Annotated in this window: 18 protein-coding genes and 6 tRNA genes; 4 read left to right on the top strand and 20 right to left on the bottom strand. The window is 67.9% G+C overall.

All coding sequences use genetic code 11. The annotated features are described in order from the left end of the window. Positions 1-17: 17 nt before the first annotated feature. From FS787_RS14645 to FS787_RS14600, 10 genes are all read right to left on the bottom strand, one after another. Positions 18-2,180, bottom strand: a complete 2,163-nt coding sequence (locus tag FS787_RS14645) for a 3-hydroxyacyl-CoA dehydrogenase NAD-binding domain-containing protein (protein ID WP_144673444.1) — start codon at positions 2,178-2,180, stop codon at positions 18-20. Beyond that, positions 2,177-3,469, bottom strand: coding sequence for an acetyl-CoA C-acyltransferase (locus FS787_RS14640; RefSeq protein ID WP_144673729.1), 1,293 nt, complete (start codon positions 3,467-3,469; stop codon positions 2,177-2,179). The genes FS787_RS14645 and FS787_RS14640 overlap by 4 nt, the downstream gene beginning before the upstream one ends. A 344-nt stretch (positions 3,470-3,813) precedes the next feature. Then, positions 3,814-5,187, bottom strand: a complete 1,374-nt coding sequence (locus FS787_RS14635; RefSeq protein ID WP_144673441.1) for an HRDC domain-containing protein — start codon at positions 5,185-5,187, stop codon at positions 3,814-3,816. Between the two features lie 85 nt (positions 5,188-5,272). After that, positions 5,273-5,920 (bottom strand): DUF3000 domain-containing protein, encoded by a 648-nt coding sequence (locus FS787_RS14630; protein WP_144673439.1) that lies wholly within the window; start codon positions 5,918-5,920, stop codon positions 5,273-5,275. Between the two features lie 72 nt (positions 5,921-5,992). Continuing rightward, positions 5,993-7,081, bottom strand: coding sequence for a low specificity L-threonine aldolase (locus FS787_RS14625; protein WP_144673727.1), 1,089 nt, complete (start codon positions 7,079-7,081; stop codon positions 5,993-5,995). An 80-nt stretch (positions 7,082-7,161) separates the two neighbouring features. Further along, positions 7,162-7,974, bottom strand: coding sequence for an SDR family oxidoreductase (locus FS787_RS14620; protein WP_144673437.1), 813 nt, complete (start codon positions 7,972-7,974; stop codon positions 7,162-7,164). After that, positions 7,971-9,380: a DUF6421 family protein gene (locus FS787_RS14615; RefSeq protein ID WP_144673435.1), complete on the bottom strand. Its 1,410-nt coding sequence runs from the start codon at positions 9,378-9,380 to the stop codon at positions 7,971-7,973. Before FS787_RS14615 ends, FS787_RS14620 begins: the two co-directional genes overlap by 4 nt. Before the next feature lie 386 nt (positions 9,381-9,766). After that, a complete protein-coding gene (gene msrB / locus FS787_RS14610; RefSeq protein ID WP_144673433.1) occupies positions 9,767-10,279 on the bottom strand; it encodes a peptide-methionine (R)-S-oxide reductase MsrB in 513 nt (170 codons plus the stop codon). Between the two features lie 14 nt (positions 10,280-10,293). Further along, positions 10,294-10,782, bottom strand: a complete 489-nt coding sequence (locus FS787_RS14605) for a hypothetical protein (RefSeq protein WP_144673431.1) — start codon at positions 10,780-10,782, stop codon at positions 10,294-10,296. A 9-nt stretch (positions 10,783-10,791) separates the two neighbouring features. Continuing rightward, on the bottom strand, positions 10,792-10,971 hold the full coding sequence (locus FS787_RS14600; protein ID WP_144673429.1) for a hypothetical protein: 180 nt from the start codon (positions 10,969-10,971) through the stop codon (positions 10,792-10,794). Here FS787_RS14600 and FS787_RS14595 point away from each other — a divergent pair. Then, a complete protein-coding gene (locus tag FS787_RS14595; protein WP_144673427.1) occupies positions 10,970-12,286 on the top strand; it encodes a S9 family peptidase in 1,317 nt (438 codons plus the stop codon). The genes FS787_RS14600 and FS787_RS14595 overlap by 2 nt on opposite strands. Positions 12,287-12,365: 79 nt before the next feature. Here FS787_RS14595 and ybaK read toward each other — a convergent pair whose 3' ends face one another. Genes ybaK through FS787_RS14580 form a run of 3 tightly spaced genes read right to left on the bottom strand, consistent with a single transcriptional unit; the run spans position 12,366 to position 14,301 of the window. Beyond that, positions 12,366-12,863 (bottom strand): Cys-tRNA(Pro) deacylase, encoded by a 498-nt coding sequence (gene ybaK, locus FS787_RS14590; protein WP_144673425.1) that lies wholly within the window; start codon positions 12,861-12,863, stop codon positions 12,366-12,368. A 40-nt stretch (positions 12,864-12,903) separates the two neighbouring features. Further along, the gene (locus tag FS787_RS14585; protein ID WP_144673422.1) at positions 12,904-13,362 is read right to left on the bottom strand and encodes a SufE family protein; all 459 of its coding nucleotides are present in this window, start codon (positions 13,360-13,362) and stop codon (positions 12,904-12,906) included. A gap of 21 nt (positions 13,363-13,383) precedes the next feature. Further along, the gene (locus FS787_RS14580; RefSeq protein WP_144673420.1) at positions 13,384-14,301 is read right to left on the bottom strand and encodes a sulfurtransferase; all 918 of its coding nucleotides are present in this window, start codon (positions 14,299-14,301) and stop codon (positions 13,384-13,386) included. A 240-nt stretch (positions 14,302-14,541) separates the two neighbouring features. Here FS787_RS14580 and zapE point away from each other — a divergent pair, with 240 nt between their 5' ends. Continuing rightward, complete coding sequence (gene zapE, locus FS787_RS14575; protein ID WP_144673418.1) at positions 14,542-15,579, top strand: cell division protein ZapE; 1,038 nt, start codon at positions 14,542-14,544, stop codon at positions 15,577-15,579. A 177-nt stretch (positions 15,580-15,756) separates the two neighbouring features. Here zapE and FS787_RS14570 read toward each other — a convergent pair whose 3' ends face one another. From FS787_RS14570 to FS787_RS14545, 6 genes are all read right to left on the bottom strand, one after another. Next, positions 15,757-16,026, bottom strand: coding sequence for an antitoxin (locus tag FS787_RS14570; RefSeq protein ID WP_144673416.1), 270 nt, complete (start codon positions 16,024-16,026; stop codon positions 15,757-15,759). A gap of 173 nt (positions 16,027-16,199) precedes the next feature. Then, a tRNA-Val gene (locus FS787_RS14565) sits at positions 16,200-16,274 on the bottom strand. 38 nt (positions 16,275-16,312) lie between these two features. Beyond that, positions 16,313-16,385: transfer RNA gene (locus tag FS787_RS14560), tRNA-Gly, on the bottom strand. 56 nt (positions 16,386-16,441) lie between these two features. Then, positions 16,442-16,516: transfer RNA gene (locus FS787_RS14555), tRNA-Val, on the bottom strand. A gap of 39 nt (positions 16,517-16,555) precedes the next feature. Beyond that, positions 16,556-16,626, bottom strand: a tRNA-Cys gene (locus tag FS787_RS14550). Positions 16,627-16,671: 45 nt separating this feature from the next. Further along, positions 16,672-16,744, bottom strand: a tRNA-Gly gene (locus tag FS787_RS14545). A gap of 327 nt (positions 16,745-17,071) precedes the next feature. Between FS787_RS14545 and FS787_RS14540 the strand changes: the two genes are divergently transcribed. Then, positions 17,072-17,143 (top strand) — tRNA-Val (locus tag FS787_RS14540). Positions 17,144-17,260: 117 nt separating this feature from the next. After that, on the top strand, positions 17,261-18,109 hold the full coding sequence (locus tag FS787_RS14535) for a cytochrome (RefSeq protein ID WP_144673414.1): 849 nt from the start codon (positions 17,261-17,263) through the stop codon (positions 18,107-18,109). Positions 18,110-18,848: 739 nt separating this feature from the next. On the opposite strand, the gene FS787_RS18215 is transcribed toward FS787_RS14535, so the two are convergent. Next, entirely contained in the window at positions 18,849-20,522 is a 1,674-nt protein-coding gene (locus FS787_RS18215) for an HNH endonuclease signature motif containing protein (protein WP_260982583.1), read from the bottom strand. Positions 20,523-20,535 lie beyond the last annotated feature (13 nt).

Genomic DNA, 20,535 nt, shown 5'->3' with positions numbered 1-20,535 from the left:
CGCTGAGGGGAGCCTGCCTAGGCGGGTTCGGACGCCACGCCGGGGGCCAGGAACTTCCGGCCATTGACCCGTTCGGAGGCGCCCACCCGGTCAAGGTACGGGGTGATGCCGCCGAGGAACATCGGCCAGCCGGCGCCGAGGATCATGCAGAGGTCGATGTCCTCCGGGCCGGCCACCACGCCTTCGTCCAGCATGAGCCCGATTTCCTCGGCCAGGGCGTCCTGCGTGCGGCGCAGTACTTCCTCGCCCGTGGAGGGGGTGTCGCCGAAGGACATCAGCGCCAGGGTTTCGGCGGGGATGGACGGCTTGCCGGCTGTCACCGAGGCCGGATCCCAGATGGATTTCACCCCGTTGTCGATGAGCTTCTGCAGGTTCTGCGAGACCGGGAACCGGTCCCCGAACGCCGTATGGAGCGATTCCTGGACATGCTGCGCGACGGGGAGTCCCACCATGGCGCCGAGGACAAACGGCGTCATCGGCAGGCCCATCGGGCGCAGCGCGTTGTCCGCGACGTCAGCCGGGGTGCCCTCGTCGAAGGCGGCCGTCACTTCGCCCATGAGGCGCAGCAGGAGGCGGTTCACCACGAACGCCGGGGCGTCCTTGACCAGCACAGCGGACTTCTTGAGCCCCTTGGCGAGCTCGAACGCGGTGGCCAGCACGGCGTCGTCGGTCTTGGGGGCGCGGACGATTTCCAGCAGCGGCATCACGGCCACGGGGTTGAAGAAGTGGAAGCCGACCAGCCGCTCCGGGTGCTCCAGGTCTTCGGCCATCGCGGTGACGGACAGTGAGGACGTGTTGGTGGCGAGGATGCACTCCGGCGAAACGATCGCCTCCACTTCCTTGAAGACCTGCTTCTTGACATTGAGTTCCTCGAAGACCGCCTCGATGACGAAGTCGGCGTCGGCGAAGGCCTCCTTGGACACCGATCCGGTGACCAGCGCCCGGGTCCGGTTGGCTGCGTCGGGGCTGATGCGGCCCTTCTGCAGCAGCTTGTCCACTTCGGCGTGCACGTAGCCCACACCCTTGTCCACGCGGGCCTGGTCGATGTCCGTCATCACCACGGGCACCTTGAGCTGGCGGGCGAAGAGCAGGGCCAGCTGGCTGGCCATAAGGCCGGCACCCACGACGCCGATCCGCGTCACCGGGCGCGCGAGCTTGCGGTCCGGGGCGCCGGCGGGGCGCTTGGACCGGCGCTGCACGAGGTCCAGGAAGGCGTAGACGGTGGAACGGAACTCGTCCGTCTGCATGAGGTCCGCGAGGGTCTCGCATTCCAGCTCCGCGGACTGGGCCTGCGTCAGCGTGCGGGTGGCCTCCATGACCTCCAGGACCTTGGCCGGTGCGGGGGAGGCGTTAGAGGTCTTGGCTTCTACGAAGGCGCGGCCCGCAGCGATGGCGCCGGCCCAGCGGGCGGCGACCTCGGGCTCGGTGGGGTCGACGGCGTTGGCGCGCTCGGGCGCCACGGCGCCGGCAATGACCTGCGCGGCCCACGCGACGGACTGCTCGACGAAGTCCGCCGGCTCGAACATGGCGTCCGCCACTCCCAGCTTGAACGCCTGCGGCCCGGTGAGGGTGCGGTTGTTGCTCAGCGGGTTCTCGATCATCACCTTGAGGGCGTTTTCCGGGCCGATCAAGCGGGGCAGGATGTACACGCCGCCCCATCCCGGGATCAGGCCGATGAAGGCCTCGGGCAGGGCCAGCGCCCCGGCCGCGGTGGACACCGTCCGGTAGGTGGACTGCAGTGCGATCTCCAGCCCCCCGCCCAGGGCGAGGCCGTTGATGAAGGCGAAGCTGGGGACGCCCAGGTTCGCGAGGGTGGAGTAGACCTCGTGGCCGAGCTGTGCCATCCAGAGGCCCTGTTCACGGCCGCTGACCGACTTGACCGTGGACAGGTCCGCGCCCGCGACCAGGAAGTAGGGCTTGCCGGTGACGCCGACGCCCACGATTTCCCCGCGCGCTGCACGCTCCTTCAGGCTTTCCAGGACCGTGCCGAGTTCGATCAGGGTGTTGGGGCCCAGGGTGGTGGGTTTGGTGTGGTCAAGCCCGTTGTCCAGCGTGACCAGGGCGAACGTGCCGGGGCTGCTGCCCTTGACGGCCGGTAGTTTGATGTCCTGGACGTAGGAGTGGGTGACCGTCTCGTTCGGGAAAAGCTCGGCAAGCTTGCGGAAATCTGCGGCGCTCATGCTGCGGCTCCAGTCTCGGTGGTGGTGGCGGTGGCCTTGTCAATGTCGAAGCCGTAGTCGGCGTGGTGCGGGTTCTCCCAGATCACGGTGGCGCCCATGCCCAGGCCGATGCACATCGTGGTCATGCCGAAACGGACCGTGGGATCCTCCTCGAACTGGCGGGCCAGTTGGTTCATCAGCCGCACGCCGGAGGAGGCGAGCGGATGCCCGACGGCGATCGCCCCGCCGTAGCGGTTGACCCGGGGGTCGTCGTCGGCGATGCCGAAGTGGTCCAGGAAGCTGAGCACCTGGACGGCGAAGGCCTCGTTGATTTCGAACAGGCCGATGTCCTCGATGCCCAACCCGGCGTTCTTGAGCGCCTTTTCGGTGGCCGGGACCGGGCCGATGCCCATGACCTCGGGTTCGACGCCGGCGAAGGCGTAGCTGACCAGGCGCATCTTGACCGGCAGGCCAAGTTCCTCGGCGGCGTCGGCGGAGGCCAGCAGTGCGGCCGTGGCGCCGTCGTTGAGGCCGGCGGCGTTGCCGGCCGTGACCCGGCCGTGGGCGCGGAACGGGGTCTTGAGCGCGGCGAGGTCGTCCACGGAGGTGCCCGGGCGCGGTGGTTCGTCCACCGTGTTCACAGTCCAGCCCTGGCCCGGCTTCATGGTCGCGACGGGCACCAGGTCAGGCTGGATCTGGTCCTTGGCGTAGGCGGCCGCCAGCTTGTCCTGGGAAGCAACGGCGTAAGCGTCGGTGCGGTCCTTGGTGATGGCGGGGAAGCGGTCGTGCAGGTTTTCGGCGGTGTTGCCCATGTTCAGGGCGGCCGGGTCCACGATCCGTTCGGACATAAAGCGGGGGTTGGGGTCCGCGCCGGCGCCCATCGGGTGGTTGCCCATGTGCTCCACACCCCCGGCGATCACAACGTCGTAGGCGCCGAAGCCGATGCCGCTTGCCGTGGTGGTCACGGCGGTCATTGCGCCGGCGCACATCCGGTCGATCGCGAAGCCCGGCACGGTGCGCGGCAGCCCGGCCAGCAGGGCGGCGGTGCGGCCGATGGTCAGGCCTTGGTCGCCGGTCTGTGTTGTCGCCGCAATGGCCACTTCGTCGATCCGCTCGGCGGGCAGGGACGGGTTGCGACGCATCAGTTCCCGGATGCACTTGACCACAAGGTCGTCGGCACGCGTTCCCGCGTAGATGCCTTTCTCGCCGGCGCGGCCGAACGGGGTGCGGACGCCGTCGACGAAGACGACCTCGCGCACTGTCCTGTTTCTGGTGGGCTTTGCGCTGCCGTTTCTGCTGCTGGCGGGCATTGCGCCGGTGTTACTTCCGCTGCTCGGGCGTTCGCTCACGTGGTACTCCTCATCGAGACATGGGTGCCGGGTCCCGGCCCTGGGCTGGGGGAGCCAAGGGCAGCACGGATCCGGGCGACATCAGACAACATGTTACTCGTGAGTAACATAGCTGGCAAGGAGCCCGGCGCGGTGCTTTCAGAGCCCCGGCCGTCGAAGAAGTTTGTGTCGTCGGTCAGTCGCGCCCGTCGAGGGATTGTGTGCCGTCGAGGGAGCCGCGCCCGTCGAAGGATTGTGTGCCGTCGACGGAGCCGCGCCGTCGGGGGAGTCTTCCGGGAGCTGGCGAGGGGCGGGCGCGGGGCGGCCTAGGGGGCCGTGTCCGGTGCCGGCGCGGCGGGCGCGGCCTTGGCTTCCTTAACCGGCAGCGGCTGCGGGTTAAGGAAGGCCTCGGTGATCAGCGGTGCGACGAGTTCGATCTGCCACTGGCGGGCCCCAAGGTTGGCCAGTTCCTCGGCGATCCCTTCCTCGCTGGTCTCGGCCGGCGGGCGCCAGCAGACACGGCGGAGGTAATCCGGCGTCAGCAGGTTCTCCACCGGCATGTTCAGCTCCTCGGCCTTGGCTTGCAGCAGCGGCCGGGCGGTGGCGAGCCTCGCGGCGGCCTCCGGGTCCCGGTCCGCCCAGACGCGCGGGGGCGGGGGAGCATTGGTGGGAAGGTGTAGGGGCGGGAGGTCCTCCAGGGCCCGGGCGGTGCTGATGCAGCGCAGCCACCGCGGCGCTTCGCGCTGGGCCGCGCGGCCGTGGAAACCCTTGGTACCCAGCAACTGCGGCACGGTGGTGGGCATGGCTTTGGCGGCGGCGACGAGGGCGGAATCGGGGATGAGCCGGCCGGGAGCGACGTCGCGCTTCTGCGCAAGGGAGTCACGCTCCATCCACAGTTCGCGGACCGCTGCAAGCTGGCGCCGGTCGCGGATCTGGTGCAGGCCCGAGGTCTTGCGCCACGGGTCGACGCGCGGCGGCGCCTGGCCGGCTTCGAGGATGGCGGCGAATTCCTGTTCGGCGTAGTCCAGCTTGCCGTCTGCCACCAGGAGCTCGATGAGTTCCTCACGCAGTTCGGTGAGGACCTCGACGTCGAGCGCTGCGTAGCGCAGCCACGGCTCCGGCAGCGGTCGGGTGGACCAGTCGGCGGCGGAGTGTTCCTTCGCGAGGCCGAAGCCCAGGAGTTGTTCGATCACCGCGGCGAGGCCCACGCGGGGCAGCCCGGCGAGGCGGGCGGCGAGTTCGGTGTCAAAGAGCTTGTCCGGCCACATGCCGAGTTCGGACAGGCAGGGCAGGTCCTGGCTGGCGGCGTGGAGAATCCACTCCACACCACGCAGGGCATCGTTGATGATGTCCAGGTTCCCGAAGGGTTCCGGGTCGATCAGCCAGGTGCCGGAGCCTTCGCGCCGGATCTGGACCAGGAAGGCGCGCTGGCCGTACCGGAAGCCGGAGGCGCGTTCGGCGTCCACTCCCGCGGGACCGTGGCCTGCGGCGAGGGCCGCGGCGCAGCGTTCCAGGCCGGACTGGGTTTCAATGACGAGCGGCACGCCGTCGCGGGGGGCGTCGAGGTCGATGACCTCGGGGACCAGGCTGTCGAAGCCGTCCACCGCGATGTGGGCTGTGGCGTCGGCGGCCTCAGCGTTGGTTGGTGCTGTGTTGGCGGCCGCGCCCGCGGTGGTGATTTCCGGAATATGAGGGGTCATGATGACTTTAGTTTAGCGACAACACGGTGTTGCGGGCCGCGCATTCGCTAAAACCGGGCCATTGTCCGGGTTCGCCGGGCGCGGCTCAGGCCGGGCCGCGGCGCCAGCGCGGCAGCGGTATGACGCCTTCAGGCAGCGGCGGAAGGCCTGCGAAGGTGCAGACCATGTCCGACCACGCCTCGAGGTGGGAGGTGATGTCCGGCGTGGCGGGCGTCCAGGATGCCCGGAGTTCAATGTCGATCGAGTCGGGCCGCTCCGACAGGGTTCCGAAGCTTTCGGAGAGCACCCGCGTGGCGGTGCCGCCGGCCGAGCGGTACGGCGCCGCGTGGTTCTGCAGGGCTTCGACGAGCCAGGTCCAGGCGACGGAGCCGAGCATCGCGTCATTGCCCATTTCCGGTTCAAGCTGGGCGCGGATGTACGTGACGATTCGGAATTCGCCCTCCCAGACGTCGGAGCCGTCAGGGTCGTGCAGCAGGATGAACCGCCCGGTGGCCAGTTCGACGTCGTCGCTTCCAGACGCGGGGGACAGGGCGGCCGCCGCGGGGCCGTGGGCGGCGCCGGAGGGGGCCGGTTCGCCGGGGGCCACAACCTCCGCCCCGAGCGCGACGGCGAACGGTGCCAACCGGGCGGGCGCTGGAATTTCCTCCAGGCGCAGCTCACTCCTGGTTCGTGCCTGCCGCAGGGTTCCCAAGGCAAAAAGAAAATCTGCCGGAACCTGGTCGATTGCGTTCACAGTCGAAGATTATGCAAGGGGCGCTCCCCGGCCCGGCAGGCTCGCCGCCGGGCACGGGAAGCCGCGCAGGGCTCAGCCGGCAGCGAGTTCGCGTTTGATGGCAGCAATGAAGGAATCAACGTCCTCCTCGGTGGTGTCGAAGGAACACATCCAGCGGACCTCGCGGGCCGCCTCGTTCCAGTCGTAGAAGCGGAAGGACTGCCGCAGCCTGTCGGCCACGCCGGCCGGGAGGACGGCGAAGACGCCGTTGGACTCGGTCTTCTGGCTCAGTTCGACGCCGGGGATGGACTCGACGCCGGCCCGCAGCCGCGCCGCCATGGCGTTGGCGTGGGCGGCGGACCGCAGCCAGAGGTCACCCTCGAGCAGGGCGATGAACTGGGCGGACATAAAACGCATCTTGGAGGCCAGCTGCATGTTCATCTTGCGCAGGTAGATCAGCCCCTGGGCTGCCGCCGGGTTCAGGGCGATGACAACCTCGCCGAAGAGCAGGCCGTTCTTGGTGCCGCCGAAGGAGAGGATGTCCACCCCGGCGTCGCGCGTGAAGGCCCGCAGCGGCACGTCCAGGTGCGCGGCGGCGTTGGCCAGCCGGGCGCCGTCCATGTGCAGCTTCATGCCCTTGGCGTGGACATGCTCCGCGATGGCCCGGACCTCGTCCGGCGTGTAGCAGGTGCCGAGCTCGGTGGTCTGGGTGATGGACACGGCCAGCGGCTGGGCGCGGTGCTCGTCGCCCCAACCCCAGGCTTCCTTGTCGATCAGCTCGGGGGTGAGCTTGCCGTCTGGCGTGGGGACCTGCAGCAGCTTGATGCCGCCGATCCGCTCCGGGGCGCCGTTCTCGTCCATGTTGATGTGGGCGGTCGAGGCGCAGACCACGGCCCCCCACCGGGGCAGCAGGGACTGCAGCGAGAGCACGTTGGCGCCGGTGCCGTTGAAGACCGGGAAGCATTCGATGCCTTCGCCGAAATGCTCCTCCATCAGCTGCTGCAGCCGTGCGGTGTAGTCATCCTCGCCGTAGGAGACCTGATGGCCCTCATTGGCGGCGGCGAGGGCAGCCAGCACCTCGGGGTGGACGCCCGAGTAGTTATCCGAGGCAAAGCCGCGGACGGAAGGATCATGGAGCCGCGCTGCGGTGCGGGCAGGGGCAGTTTCAACTGTGCTTGTCATCGATTTGCTCACGCTTTCAGTCTAAGGAGGTCCGGGCCCAACGGCTAAGTGCGGTGCGCGGGCTCAGTCCGTTGCCGGTTTCAGCGTTTGGGTTCAGCGTTTGGGTTCGGTCCCAGCAACAGCCGCTGGCCGTTCAGGTCCGCCGCGGGGGAGGAGAAGAGCCCGACGGCGGCAGCGGCCAGGTCCTCGACGTCGGTGAAGCCGGGGAACTTGCGTTCCGGGGACTTGGCCCGCATGGCCGGGTCCACAAGGGCCTTCACCACGAAGATCACCGCGGCGCTGTGTTGTTCGAGGGCGCTGTGTTCTTCGACGGCGCTGCTCTGTCCGGCGGGGTTGGCGCCGCTGCCTGGGCTGGCCTGCGCTTTCCGGAAACCGTCGGCGACGGCCAGGGTCCAGGCCTCGGCGGCGGACTTGGCGGCCACGTAGCTGGCGCCGCCCGCCGTCGGCTTGCTCACGGCCGTGGAGGAAACCATGGCGAAGCGCCCGGCGTCGGAGGCTGCGAGGTCATCGAAAAAGACGCGCGTGACGTTCCGCAGCGTGGTGATCGCGCCGCGTTCCAGGAACTCCCAGTCTTCGTCGCTTTGGTCGGTGATGCCCTTGGCGCCGCGCCAGCCGCCCACCAGGTGGATGACGCCGTCGACGGCCCGGCCGGTTCCGGCCAGCATGGCATGCACGCTCGCGTGCAGCGACCGGACCTCCGCGAGGTTGGCGAGGTCGCACACGAGCGGCGTGACGCCGCTGCCGGCTTCCGCGGCGGCCGCCTCAATCCTGGGCCTGTCCGAGCCCACGGTGAAGACCGTGTGCCCGGCGTTGCGCAGGGCGCGGGCGGCGGCGATCCCCGAAGGGCCGCTGCCGCCCGTGACCACTACGTTCAGCGCGCGTCCGGCGCTCATCCGGCGTTCATGGCAGCGTTTGTGGCGGTGCCCGCCGCGCCCGTATCCGACGCGCCCGTGATGCCGGCCGTGGATTCGATGACGGGACGCATCTTCTTCTCGAGTGCCTCGTAGAACATGGAGAGCGGGAACTCGTCGTCGAGCACCTGGTCGGTGAGCCCGCGCGGCGGGCCGGCCAGGGGCAGCGCGTCCGGGCCCTTGGCCCAGACGGAGGCCGGGTTGGGTGTGACGGTCCCGGAGATCAGCTCGTAGGCGGCGAGCCAGTGGGCCATCTTGGGGCGGTCGATCGAGCGCCAGTACAGCTCCTCGATCCGGGCGCCGAGTTCAACCACGACGTCGGCCGCTTCGTCCCAGTCGATGCTGAGCTTGCTGTCGGTCCAGTGCAGGACGTGGTGCTGGTGCATCCAGGCGAAGAGCAGCTGGCCGCCGAGACCGTCGTAGTTGCGGACGCGGCTGCCGGTGATGGCGAAGCGGAAGATCCGGTCGAAGATCACGGCGTACTGGACCAGCTTGGCGTGGCGGCGTGCCTCCGGGGCGGCTTCCTCGTCCTTTTCGATCTTGACGGATTCGCGGAAGGCGGTCAGGTCGCAACGGAGTTCCTCGAGGGAGTAGAGGAAGTACGGCATGCGCTGCTTGATCATGAACGGGTCGAAGGGCAGGTCGCCGCGCATGTGGGTGCGGTCGTGGATGAGGTCCCACATCACAAAGGTTTCCTCGGTGAGCTCCTGGTCCTCGAGCAGGCCGGCGGCGTCCTCGGGAAGCTGCAGCGAGGTGATGTCCGCGGCGGCCCGGAGCACACGGCGGAAGCGGGCCGCCTCACGGTCGGCGAAAATGGCACCCCATGTGAACGTGGGGGTTTCCCGCACGGCGACGGTCTCCGGGAACAGCACTGCGGAGTTGGTGTCGTAGCCGGGCGTGAAGTCCAGGAAACGGATGGGGACGAAGAGCTTGTTGGAGTACTCGCCCTCTTCCAGGCCGGCGATGAACTCGGGCCAGATGACCTCGATCAGCACGGCTTCGACCAGGCGGTTGCTGCTGCCGTTCTGGGTGTACATCGGGAAGACGACGAGGTGCTGCAGGCCGTTCACCCGGTGCCGCTGCGGCTGGAATGCCTGCAGGGAGTCCAGGAAGTCGGGCACGCCGAAGCCGCCGTCGGCCCAGCGGCCGAAGTCAGTGACGAGGAGGGAGAGGTAGTCGGCGTCGTGCGGGAAGGACGGTGCCAGGGCCTGGATGCCCGCCGTGATGGTGCGGACATACCCGGCGGCCGCCTCATGGTCGGCGCTCTCCGGAACGGAGCCGTCCTGGACCTGGAGCGCCTGCAACGCGGTGGCGGCGGCCTTGAGCTGCAGCCATTCCGGGGAGGTGGCCGGGATCGGGGCAGTGGTGGTGAAAGCGGTGGTGGTCATCGCAGCGGGCACCTTTCTCTGTGCTGGGAGCGTCGCTCGTCAGTAGCTAAATTGAGCGTAGCAAGAGATCAGGGTTTCTAATGCAAAATTGACCTGAGCGTAAGAAGGTCTGTGGCAAGTCGACTCTTCAGCCCGCGCCAGCTCCAGCAGTGGGGTGGGTGCGTTCGTGGTGTTCCCCGCCCGAACGGGAGAGGGCCCCCGCCGCGGCCGCCGATGCGGCGTCGGGCGGGGACCCTCCACGTGCTTCACCCCAGGGGAATCCCGGGAACTGCCTTGGGACTCCCGGGAACTGCCCGGGGGCACCGGGGCGGCCGGGCCCGGGACCTAACCGGAAATGCCGGTACGCCGGGGGCGCCCGGGCTGCTGGCGGGGCAAGTGACCAGGCGCTACTGGCCGGCGTCGTCGGCCGAGACCAGCTTCAGTGAGACGGAATTGATGCAATAGCGCTGGTCGGTCGGGGTTCCGTAGCCTTCGCCCTCGAATACGTGGCCCAGGTGGGAATCACACGCGGCGCAGCGGACTTCGACCCGTTCCATGCCCAGGGTCCGGTCGTGGATGTACTTGACGGTACCCTCGGCAAGCGGGGCCCAGAAGGAGGGCCAGCCGCAGTGCGAGTCGAACTTCTCACGGCTGGTGAACAGCTCGGTGCCGCAGGCCCGGCACTGGTACACGCCTGCGGTGTGGGTGTCCCAGTACTCGCCGGTGTAGGGCCGCTCCGTCCCGGCCTGGCGCAGGACCCGGTACTCCTCAGGCGTCAGTTCCTGGCGCCACTGCTGGTCAGACTTTTCAACCGGCGACTTTTCGACGGGCGGATGTGCGGCCTGGCCGGCGGCACCGCCGTCCGCCCCGGCAGGGGAAGCAACGGGCGAAACTTTGGGCTTGTTACTGAAGATGCTCATAGTTGGACTAACGCTCAGGAGTCCCCGATAAATCCCGATCCGGCGTACAGATGCAGGACCGGAAGGCCCAGTTTGTCCTGGGCCTTGGTAGCCCAGTCGGTGTGGAAGGTGTCCGCAACGGCGTGCGGTCGGGTGATCACTACGGCCTGTCCGGCGCCGAGTTCCGTGACTTTGGCGACCATTCCGTCGACGGCCTTGCCCTCGACAATTTCTCCGGTCACGCCGCTGCCGAGCCCGGCCAGTGCAGCGAGCGAGGCCGCCAGGGTTTCAGCGGCTTCGGCGCGTTCCCCGGCGGGATCGGCGTGTGCCGTCAATTCACGGAAGGCCTTGGAGATCTCCAGCAGGGAGAGGTTCTCCAGGAAATCCACCAGGAGGTGCCGCTCCGTGCTGGCCGGAACGAGGACCACCAGCGGCGCATCACCGCCGGCAAGCAGGGTTTCGATGTTGACGCGGTCGTCCGCGCCGAGGGGCTCTTCTGTCAAAATGACGATTGGATCACTCATTCCCCCAGCCTAGTCGCGCGCCGGGGCACCCGCACGGATTGGGGCGCCGACTGCCCGCACAGCGCCGCGTTGCCGGCCTTGCACGGCAGCTGGGGAGCGTGCCGCGGACACCAGCAGGATCTGCCCGCCGGGGTCCGTGGCGCCCGCGGATGCCACGCCGGGCGGGGAGTTCGGTAAGAATGGTGCCATGGCTTCCTCCTCACGCCTCCTGCCGGACCCGCACCGGATCTCCACCGCCCGTGGAAAGGCCGCCCGCGCTGTCGCGAACTCCGCCGAAGTTTCCGTTCCGGGCAGCGCCAAGTGGGCGGTGGCCGGCGTCATCGGCGGAAGCGCCGCGGCCGGGCTGCTGGCTGCCGGCTCTTCAGCCTTGGCCCTCTATTTTGCCCGCAGGGTGATCACCCCCGCCCGGGTCAGGGAGGAGGACCAGGAGGTGCTCGCGGTGATCCGGGGCGCGCACGGGCTGCAGCTCATCCTCGCGGCCACCCCTGACGCCACGGTCGAGGGCGTCTACGGGTTCTTCTTCGACGGCGGCCGGGGCCACGCCCGGATCGGTCGAATCGTGTCCTACTCGCCGGCCGAGCGCACCGTGCAGCGCGAAGTCGAAACCGTCTACAGCGGGGACCTCAGCACGGCCCGCCGCGGATACTGGAGCGGGGCCGCGTACCCCGACCCCGCCAGCATCGGCCTGCCCTCGGAGGACGTGGACATCGAGGTCGACGGCGGGACCGCGCCGGCGTGGCTCGTCCGGGCCCCGAAGGAATCGGGCATCTGGGCGATTATGGTGCACGGCCGCGGCGCCAGCCGGCAGGAATGCCTGCGGGCCGTCCGGACCGCCCACGAACTGGGCATGTCCAGCCTGGTGATCACCTACCGCAATGACGGGCTGGCGCCGTCGGCGCAGGACGGGCGCTACGGCCTGGGCTCCACCGAGTGGCGCGACGTCGAGGCGGCCATCGGTTTTGCGCTGGAGCATGGCGCCCGGGAAGTGGTGCTCTTCGGCTGGTCCATGGGCGGGGCCATCTGCCTCCAGACCGCCGATTTGTCCCACTACCACCCCCTCATCAGGGCGATGGTGCTGGACGCACCCGTCATCAACTGGGTAAACGTGCTGGCGCACCACGCCGAGCTCAACCGGATCCCGTCGGCAGTGGGCAGGTACGGGCAGCTGATGATGGGCCACAAGCTGGGCCGGCGGCTGACCGGACTCGCCGCGCCGGTGGACCTGAAGGCCATGGACTGGGTTTCCCGTGCCGTGGAACTGCGGACGCCCACGCTGATCATCCACAGTGTCGACGACGAATACGTCCCCTATGGCCCGTCCGCTGCCCTGGCCGAGAAGAACCCGGAGATGGTCACCTTCGAGACCTTCGAGCGCGCCCGGCACACCAAGGAATGGAATGTGGATCCGGAGCGCTGGGAGCGGCTGGTCACGGCCTGGCTCGGTCAGCAGCTCGCGCCCCGCGTGAATCCCGGCCAGCCCAACCCCGAGGCGTCTGCTCCCTAGGCGCAGGTCCCGGAGGCTCCTGAACCCGAGGCTCCTGAACGCGACTGCGGGCCCGCTGCTCCAGCCCGTTCTTTCCCGGCTATTTCCTGCCGGCCCCGATCCTTGCCGTGCGTGCCCCGGTGAGACGGATCAGTTCCGCCGGACTCAGCTCGATGTCCAGGCCGCGCCGGCCGCCCGAGACCAGGATCGTGTCCAGGCCCAGGGCGCTGTCATCCAGGACGGTGGGGGAGGGCTGCCGTTGTCCCAGCGGCGAGATGCCCCCCAGCACGTAGCCGGTGCGGCGCTCGGCTGCTGCCGGGTCCGCCATGGCCGCTTTCTTGCCGCCCAGCGCGGCCGCCATCGCCTTGAGGTCCAGGTTCCTGCTCACCGGCACGACGCCGACGGCGAGCCGGCCGTCGACGTCGACCATCAGGGTTTTGAACACCCGGGCAGGGTCGACGCCGAGCACCTCCGCCGCTTCGAGGCCGTAACTGGCGGCAGCGGGGTCGTGGCTGTAGGGGTGCGCGACGAAGGGAACCCCGGCGGCCGCCAGTACGGCGGTGGCCGGGGTTCCCTGTGACGCCTGTTTGCGTGCCATGGGTTTCCGTTTATCCGGGTCCCGAAGTGACCGGATACCGTCAGGGCTGCTGCGGGAGGGCAGCAACCTTGCGCTTGATCCGGCCCAGCATTGCAGTCATCCCGCGCATCCGCAGCGGAGTGATGGCCCTGGTCAGTCCCAGCAGTTCCGGCATGTCATCCGGGACGGACAGGATCTCCGCCGGGCTCAGCCCGTCGAGGCCTTCGTGCAGCACGCCCGCGAAGCCCCGGGTGGTGGGGGCCTCCGGCGGTGCTTTGAAGTAGAGCCGGACGGCGTCGGCCGCGCCGCCGTCGGACTTTTCCGTTTCGATGGTCAGGAACAACGGTGACTGGCACTCGACCACCTGCTCCATCAGCTCCGGATGGTCCTTGAGCCGTTCCGGGGGTTCCGGAAGGTCGCGGGAGAACTCGAGCAGCAGTTGGAGCCGTTCGGGCTCGGTGACGGCCTGGAAGTCGTCGACAATTTCCGCCAGTGCGGTGGGAAGGGCAGCAGTATTCATCTCTTCCAGCTTACGCCCGGGCTACTTGGCGGCCGGAACCGTGCCGCGCTCGGTGCCCTTGACGATGGGGGCGCGGACGGCGTTGCCCCATTCGGTCCAGGACCCGTCGTAGTTGCGGACCGTTTCGAAGCCCAGCAGGTACTTGAGCGCGAACCACGTGTGGCTGGAACGCTCGCCGATACGGCAGTACGCCACGACGTCGTCGCCTTCCTTCAGCCCGGCCTCGCCGAGGTAGAGGGCCTCGAGTTCGGGGCGGGTGCGGTAGGTGCCGTCCTCGGCAGCCGCACGCGCCCACGGGATGGACGCCGCGGTGGGGATGTGCCCCCCGCGCAGGGCGCCTTCCTCGGGGTAGGCCGGCATGTGTGTGCGCTGGCCCGTGTACTCCTCGGCGGAGCGGACGTCGATCAGCGGCTTGCCGAAGTGGGCCAGGACGTCTTCCTTGAAGGCGCGGATCGGGGCGTCGTTGCGCCCGACGACGGGGTAGTCACCGGGCGTGGTGGCCGTCTTGTCCGTGGTGATGGGCCGTCCCTCGGCGATCCACTTGTCCCGGCCGCCGTCGAGCAGCCGGACGTCCTCGTGACCGAACAGCGTAAAGACCCACAGCGCGTAGGCCGCCCACCAGTTGGATTTGTCGCCGTAGATGACCACGGTGCTGTCGCGGGAGATCCCCTTGGCCGCAGCGAGGGCGGCAAAGGCCTCGCCGTCCACGTAGTCGCGCGTGACCTCGTCGTTCAGGTCGGTGTGCCAGTCGATCTTCACGGCTCCCGGGATGTGGCCGGTCTCGTACAGCAGCACGTCCTCGTCGGATTCCACCACCACAAGCTTGCCGTCCTGGAGGGCGCCGGAGTCGATCGCGGCAGCCAACCACTCGGTGGACACGAGCCGCCCGGGGTGGGCGTAGGCGGCGAACTTCTCGTTCTGCTCAACGGGGTAGGGCATTAAATGGCCTTTCACTGAAGCGGTCAGGAGGCCGGGCCATGGAGGAATCGCATAAGGGCGCCGGGCCTCCTCCAACCCTAACCACGCCCCGCCGGGATTGCGCCACCGGGTTCACACTCGGAAATATGGTCTTCGTCACGTGAAGCCCTCCCGTCCACGCCGCCCGGCGGCGGGCTGACAGGCGGCCCGCGCATTGCCGGTATTCTTTCTGGGGACAAGAGACCAGCAGAACGGACCACCTTGGTACAGATCGAACAGCTCGCCGCCCGCACCCCGGCAGTTTCAGTGGATGAACTCCTCAACGGTTTTTATCCCTCGCCGCGCTTCGGTGAGGTTTCGTTTTCCAGCTACCGGCCGGATCCGTCCCAGCCCAGCCAGGCCGCCGCGGTCAAAGCGCTGGAGGGATTCGCGGCAAACGTCGGCGCGCGCGACGGGGACGGGCTCTTCAAACGCCTCTTCGGCAAGAAGGATATGTCCCGGGCCGGGATCTACCTCGACGGCGGCTTCGGCGTCGGCAAGACCCACCTGCTCGCCTCGCTGTGGCACGCCGCCCCCGGGCCCAAGGCCTTCGGCACGTTCGTTGAGTACACCAACCTGGTGGGGGCGCTGTCCTTCCGCAAGACGGTCGAGGCCCTGAGCCACTACAAGCTGGTCTGCATCGACGAATTCGAGCTCGATGATCCGGGCGACACCGTGCTGATGTCCCGGCTCATGCGTGAACTGGCCGACGCCGGCGTCAAGCTTGCCGCCACGTCCAACACCCTGCCCGGGTCCTTGGGCGACGGCCGGTTTGCCGCCGTCGACTTCGCCCGTGAAATCCAGGTGCTGGCGGACCAGTTCGACGTCGTCCGCATCGACGGCGAGGACTTCCGTCACCGCGGTCTGCCCGCCGCGCCGCAGCCGCTGCCGAACGAGCAGCTGACGCACCACATGCAGAACGAGTTCCACGGGAAAACGGTGGCGCGCGATGAGTTCAGCACCCTGATCGACCACCTGGCCGGCGTCCACCCGAGCCGCTACCGCCAGCTGCTCGACGGCATCGAGGGTGTGGTCTGGAAGAACGTCCACACCATCACCGAGCAGGCCGTCGCGCTGCGCTTTGTGGTTCTCGCCGACAGGCTCTACGACAAGGACGTGCCCATCCTGGCCAGCGGAGTGCCGTTCGACCAGCTGTTCACCGAGGAAATGATGACCGGCGGGTACATGAAGAAGTACTTCCGCGCTGTTTCGCGCCTCACCGCCCTGGCCCGTGAAGGCCAGAACCACGAACCCTCCTGACGTTCACAAGCAACGCGGGGTTTACCGCACTGACAGCCCATCCTGAGACACCGGATGGACGATGAGTGACCCCGCGTTGCGTCGTTATGAGCGGTTAAACGCCGTTAGGAGCCGTTAAGCGCCGGAGGTGCCGGCGCCGCCTCTCGGCGGGACCGGCACCTCGCTGACGTATCTGGGTCAGAGGCCAGGCTGGCGGGGATCCCCGGCAACGGGGGGCTTACCGGCGACAGGATTCTGATCGGCGACCGGCGGCGTATTCGGCTGGTCGTTCGCCTTGTCCACGAAGTCGGAAGCGCCTCGCTGCACGGAATCGATTTTGTCGGCGTGCTTTCCGCCGGTTTTGGAGTCGACGAAATCGCCGGCCTTTTCGATGCCGTCCTTGATGGCTTGTTCGTTGCCACCAATTACTTTCTGAGCCTTGCCCTTTAGATCGTCAAGTAAACCCACGGGCACCTCCCTTCGGTCGCGGAGCCAGATCGCTCCTAGCGATTTCTACCCTAGCGGGAGCTGGTGGGGGTGCCAAGGGTGTCCGCCCACAGGGTAAAAGAAGCCGTTTTCGGCGAACAGGGTAGAAGGACCCGAAGGGCACAAAAAAAGCAGCTCCGGGGGAGCTGCTTTTGTGGTGGGCGATACTGGGATCGAACCAGTGACCTCTTCCGTGTCAGGGAAGCGCGCTACCGCTGCGCCAATCGCCCGCAACCGGAAGGATCCGGTGTGGAGTTGTAATGAAGAGAGCGGACGACGAGATTCGAACTCGCGACATCCACCTTGGCAAGGTGGTGCTCTACCAGCTGAGCTACGTCCGCATTTTAGTCCATGCCGGCTGGGCCGGTGGTACTGCATCAAGCAAGTTGCCTTACTTTGGTGGGCGATACTGGGATCGAACCAGTGACCTCTTCCGTGTCAGGGAAGCGCGCTACCGCTGCGCCAATCGCCCCTTGCATCCGACCTGAACCGGAAACCAGGGTTTTCACCGAGGTGGGTACGGGATTCGAACCCGTGTATACGGCTTTGCAGGCCGCTGCCTCGCCTCTCGGCCAACCCACCGTGTAGATAGGATTCCGAAGAACCATACCGTGACAGTGTCCTGCGAGCGGACGACGAGATTCGAACTCGCGACATCCACCTTGGCAAGGTGGTGCTCTACCAGCTGAGCTACGTCCGCAATATTGTCTGCAATTCCCCGCCGCAATCGGCATTTCCTCGCGTTCCAACGAGTAAGAACTCTATAGGAGGTTCAGGGAACTTACAAATCGGGACGACGACGGCGCGGGCGGGGACCCTCGCATCCTTGAATTCTAGCGGTTCTTGCTAATTACAGCCCTGTAATTAGCAGTCCTTTTCGGGTGCCGCCGCGGGGTCCGCCACCGTTGCCGACGGGACTCGCCGGGTTTGTAGGGTGCCAGGTGGACGGCTTAGTTGGCGGCCGTGGCGCGACGTTGAGCCCCGATTTCTAAATTCCGCCAGGGTGGGCTAGCATTCAATGGCATTGGGGCGATTGGCGCAGTGGTAGCGCGCTTCGTTCACACCGAAGAGGTCACTGGTTCGAACCCAGTATCGCCCACCCAATAAATGGTCCGTTCCGCTCACCGAGCGGGGCGGACCATTCTTGTTAGCGCATCGGGCAGTGCGGCCCGCCGCCGTTTTATCCACTGTCAGACCCCCGTGAAAGAGTCTTCCCATGACCGCCCCTCTTCTTGCCCATGCCACGGAATACGGCCGGATGTATGCGCGCTCCACGTCAGAGCAGTTCTCCGTTCCCTCTATCACCACCGTGATCGGTCAGCAGCCCCACGGGCTGGACGGTTGGTTCGGGTACATGGGCGCCAATAGCCTCGCCCAGGACCCCACACTGCCCGGCATCCTGGGCAGCCCTGCCAAAGTTCGCCAGGCAGTGAGCCGTGCGGCCAAGGCGGCAGAGTCTTACCGCGACGACGCTGCGAAGCGCGGTGACCGTGTCCACAACTACTGCGAGCAGGTTGCGCTGCGTGCGCTGGGCCGCCCGCATCAGATGAAGGAAACCCGGGAAGCCCTTGCCGCCAACGGTGAAGAAGCCTTCGCGGCCCGCTTCGATGAGTGGTGGGACCTCTTCCAGGTGGAGCCGATCGCTCCGGAGATCACGGTCTGGAATAAAACCGTTGGCTACGCCGGCACCCTGGATCTTGTGGCCAGGATCAACGGCCGGATCTGCCTCATCGATTACAAGACCAAGGGGACCAGCCGGGACGGCACGGTCAAACCCCTGGATGACAAAGTGGTCATGCAGCTGGTGGCCGGTATGAAGGCAGAGGAAAGCCTCGTGGATCCGGTGGCAGGGGAGTGGGAAGCCTGGCAGCACGGCGATTCCCCCATTTTGCTGGCAGTCGCAATCGGGCAGACGGAAGTCCGTCCACTGCGTGCCAACCCGGAGGTCCTGAAGCACCACTGGTGGAAGTTCTGCGCCCTGCGGCGGGTGTGGGAGATGTCCGCCGACACCGTTGCAGCCGGAACCGCGTTGCTCCCGCTGGCCCCACCACCTCTCACCCGGTAGGGCCCACACGGCCGCCCGTCGGGCCGTCGAACAAGCTGCGTGCCCAGGATGGCGCCGGGCATTCTGAAGAACATGGCCCTGGGCATGCCGAATAAGACGCGGGCGCGTCGAAGGTGGCGCGGGGGTGCTGAACACTGGCACGAGGCGTGTCGAGGGTGGCGCGGTGTGTGCCGGTATCGGCGGCATCCCAAAGCGGCGGGGAATCTTCCGCAGTCCCGGGCAATTTTTGCAACACATTCAGCCGCAGCCCGTAGCTTTTGCGAACTTATCCCATTCTGGTTTCCGGCCCCGGTAGGTCGCTCGCTTCTCTTGACCGCTCTTGACCGCACGGATCGCTCGCTTTCTTGACCGCACGGTTCGCTCGCGCTTTTTGATCGCAAGGTTCGCCATCGCCGCCGGCTAACCCAGAAGAGACCGCCCGGTGCCTGCACGCGGCCTTCTGCTGCCGATGCCATCGTTGGCGGCCCTCCCAATTCACGTGCGAGGGGCGCCGCACCTGCCGTCACTAGTGGCCCGCCTATTTCCCGCCTATTTCACGTGCGAGGGGCGCCGCACCTGCCGTCACTAGTGGCCCGCCTATTTCCCGCCTATTTCACATGCGAGTGCGCCGCGCATGAACTCATGCCCCCGTCAGAAGGCGTTGATGACCCCAGCTGACGCGTGCCAACGCGCGTGGAGTCCCTGAAGCATGCGGGAGAGCCTGAGGACAGATCGGCTTCACCTGACACAACTGCCGGTATCAGGCGGCGGTGTTGAGGTCTGCGGGGTGGAAGTAGTAGTTGCGCCGGGGTGCCTGGCGTGGGTCGATGTGGGGTGGCGGGATGAACCAGGGGATGCCGGTGCGGATCTGGATGGTCCATTGCTCTTTGTGGATCACGTGGTGGTGGTGTGAACAGAGCAGGGTTCCGTTTTCGGTGCCGGTGGGGCCGCCGCGGGACCAGTAGGTGATGTGGTGGGCTTCGCACCAGGGGGCGGGGATGGTGCAGCCGGGGAAGGCGCAGCCCTGGTCGCGGGCGGTGAGGGCTTTGCGGATGTGGGGCGGGAAGACGCGTGAGGCGCGTCCGATGTCCAGGATCCGGCCTTCGCCGCCGAGCAGGACCGGGATGATGTCGGCGTCGCAGGCGATCTTCCGGACGGTGGAGGCGGTGACAGGGCCGGTGAAGAGCATCGTGCCGGTGTGCCCCGTCGGTCCGCCGGGCCGGAAGGAACGTGTTGTGGCCTCGCGGGCTGTGGTGTCGTCGCGGTTGTTTCCGGGCTGGTCGGTGTTGCCGGTGAGGTGTTCGAGCCGGGCGAGGAGGTCGCGGTAGTCGATGGTGACCATGACCTGCGGGCGGAGCCCTCCGGCGGCGGGGAGGGAGCCGGTGGCGAGGGCGATTTTGGCAGCGCCGACGAGGCCGTCCAGGCGTTTCTGCGGCTGCGAGCGGAGGTCCAGGCACGCGGCACCGAGGTCATTTTCCGGCGTGCCGGCGGCGCCGTCGCAGGCTGCCGTGCCTGCCGCGGCACCGGGGTCATTTTCCGGCGTGCCGGCGGCGCCGGCTGCACCGGAGGAACCCTCGCAGGCTGCCGTGCCTCCCGCGGCACTCCCTTCTTCAGGTGCCGCGGGTGTCCCGGTGTGGGTGGTGCGGGGGTTGGTGGCGTTGTTCATCACGGTGAGGAGGTGTTCGAACTGTTCGGGGGTCGCGAAGATTTCGAGGTGCTGGAGGCCGTGGCGGGGTTTGCGGATGAAGGCGCCCTGGAGCTGGCGGAGGAGTTCTTCGGTGGGTTCGGCGCCGTCCTGGTCCAGGGCGTCGGTCCAGTTCCGGGCTGCGCGGGCGAGGATGTCGGGGTCGTTCTCGGCCGCGGTGCGGGTCAGGGCGTGTTCCATCCCGGCGGCGGCTTCGGGGTTGCAGGTGTGCCGGACCCGGTCCAGGGCCAGGGTGATGATGGTCGCGGCCCGGGACGAGACGTCGCCGGCGGCGACGGCGGCGCCGAGTTCCTCCCGTACCGGGGGCAAGGGGTTCCCGGAGAATCCCTGCCGCGGCAGCAGATCCCCGGCGAGGGCGAGCCGGCGGCGGGCCTCGGGGGCGCTGATCCGCAGCCGCGCCCGCAGGAACTCCGTGGTGTTCCGGTACCCGTCGTCCACGGCCATGCGGGCATCCGCGGCACCGTATACAGCCGCGGCATCTCCGCCACCCGCGGCGCCCGCGGCAACTTCCGATCCGGATACAGCCAACGCGCCCACGGCGACGGACGCGTTGCCCGGCCCGGCGGTGCCGTTCGTGGAGTCGTCCCGCCAACCGGTGGCCCACGCAGTCCCGCCTTCCGCTGCCGCCGCGACGGACACGTCATCTGGTCCGGCCGTGGCATCGGTGGAGTCGTCCCGCCAACCGGTGGCCCACGCAGTCCCGCCTTCCGCTGCCGCCGCGACGGACACGTCATCTGGTCCG

Source organism: Arthrobacter sp. U41, assembly GCF_007679325.1.
In the GTDB taxonomy this organism is placed as follows: domain Bacteria; phylum Actinomycetota; class Actinomycetes; order Actinomycetales; family Micrococcaceae; genus Arthrobacter.
Note: the sequence above shows the minus strand (reverse complement) of the source record. Positions and strands in the feature narration are given on the sequence as shown.

Coding starts and splice junctions, on each gene's coding strand:
- FS787_RS14595 (WP_144673427.1), top strand. CDS start 10,970: ATGGCTTCCTCCTCACGCCTCCTGCCGGACCCGCACCGGATCTCCACC.
- FS787_RS14535 (WP_144673414.1), top strand. CDS start 17,261: ATGACCGCCCCTCTTCTTGCCCATGCCACGGAATACGGCCGGATGTAT.
- FS787_RS14640 (WP_144673729.1), bottom strand. CDS start 3,469: ATGCCCGCCAGCAGCAGAAACGGCAGCGCAAAGCCCACCAGAAACAGG.
- FS787_RS14625 (WP_144673727.1), bottom strand. CDS start 7,081: ATGACAAGCACAGTTGAAACTGCCCCTGCCCGCACCGCAGCGCGGCTC.
- msrB (WP_144673433.1), bottom strand. CDS start 10,279: ATGAGCATCTTCAGTAACAAGCCCAAAGTTTCGCCCGTTGCTTCCCCT.
- FS787_RS14615 (WP_144673435.1), bottom strand. CDS start 9,380: ATGACCACCACCGCTTTCACCACCACTGCCCCGATCCCGGCCACCTCC.
- FS787_RS14600 (WP_144673429.1), bottom strand. CDS start 10,971: ATGGCACCATTCTTACCGAACTCCCCGCCCGGCGTGGCATCCGCGGGC.
- FS787_RS14635 (WP_144673441.1), bottom strand. CDS start 5,187: ATGACCCCTCATATTCCGGAAATCACCACCGCGGGCGCGGCCGCCAAC.
- FS787_RS14620 (WP_144673437.1), bottom strand. CDS start 7,974: ATGAGCGCCGGACGCGCGCTGAACGTAGTGGTCACGGGCGGCAGCGGC.
- FS787_RS14580 (WP_144673420.1), bottom strand. CDS start 14,301: ATGCCCTACCCCGTTGAGCAGAACGAGAAGTTCGCCGCCTACGCCCAC.
- ybaK (WP_144673425.1), bottom strand. CDS start 12,863: ATGGCACGCAAACAGGCGTCACAGGGAACCCCGGCCACCGCCGTACTG.
- FS787_RS14645 (WP_144673444.1), bottom strand. CDS start 2,180: ATGAGCGCCGCAGATTTCCGCAAGCTTGCCGAGCTTTTCCCGAACGAG.
- FS787_RS14605 (WP_144673431.1), bottom strand. CDS start 10,782: ATGAGTGATCCAATCGTCATTTTGACAGAAGAGCCCCTCGGCGCGGAC.
- FS787_RS14585 (WP_144673422.1), bottom strand. CDS start 13,362: ATGAATACTGCTGCCCTTCCCACCGCACTGGCGGAAATTGTCGACGAC.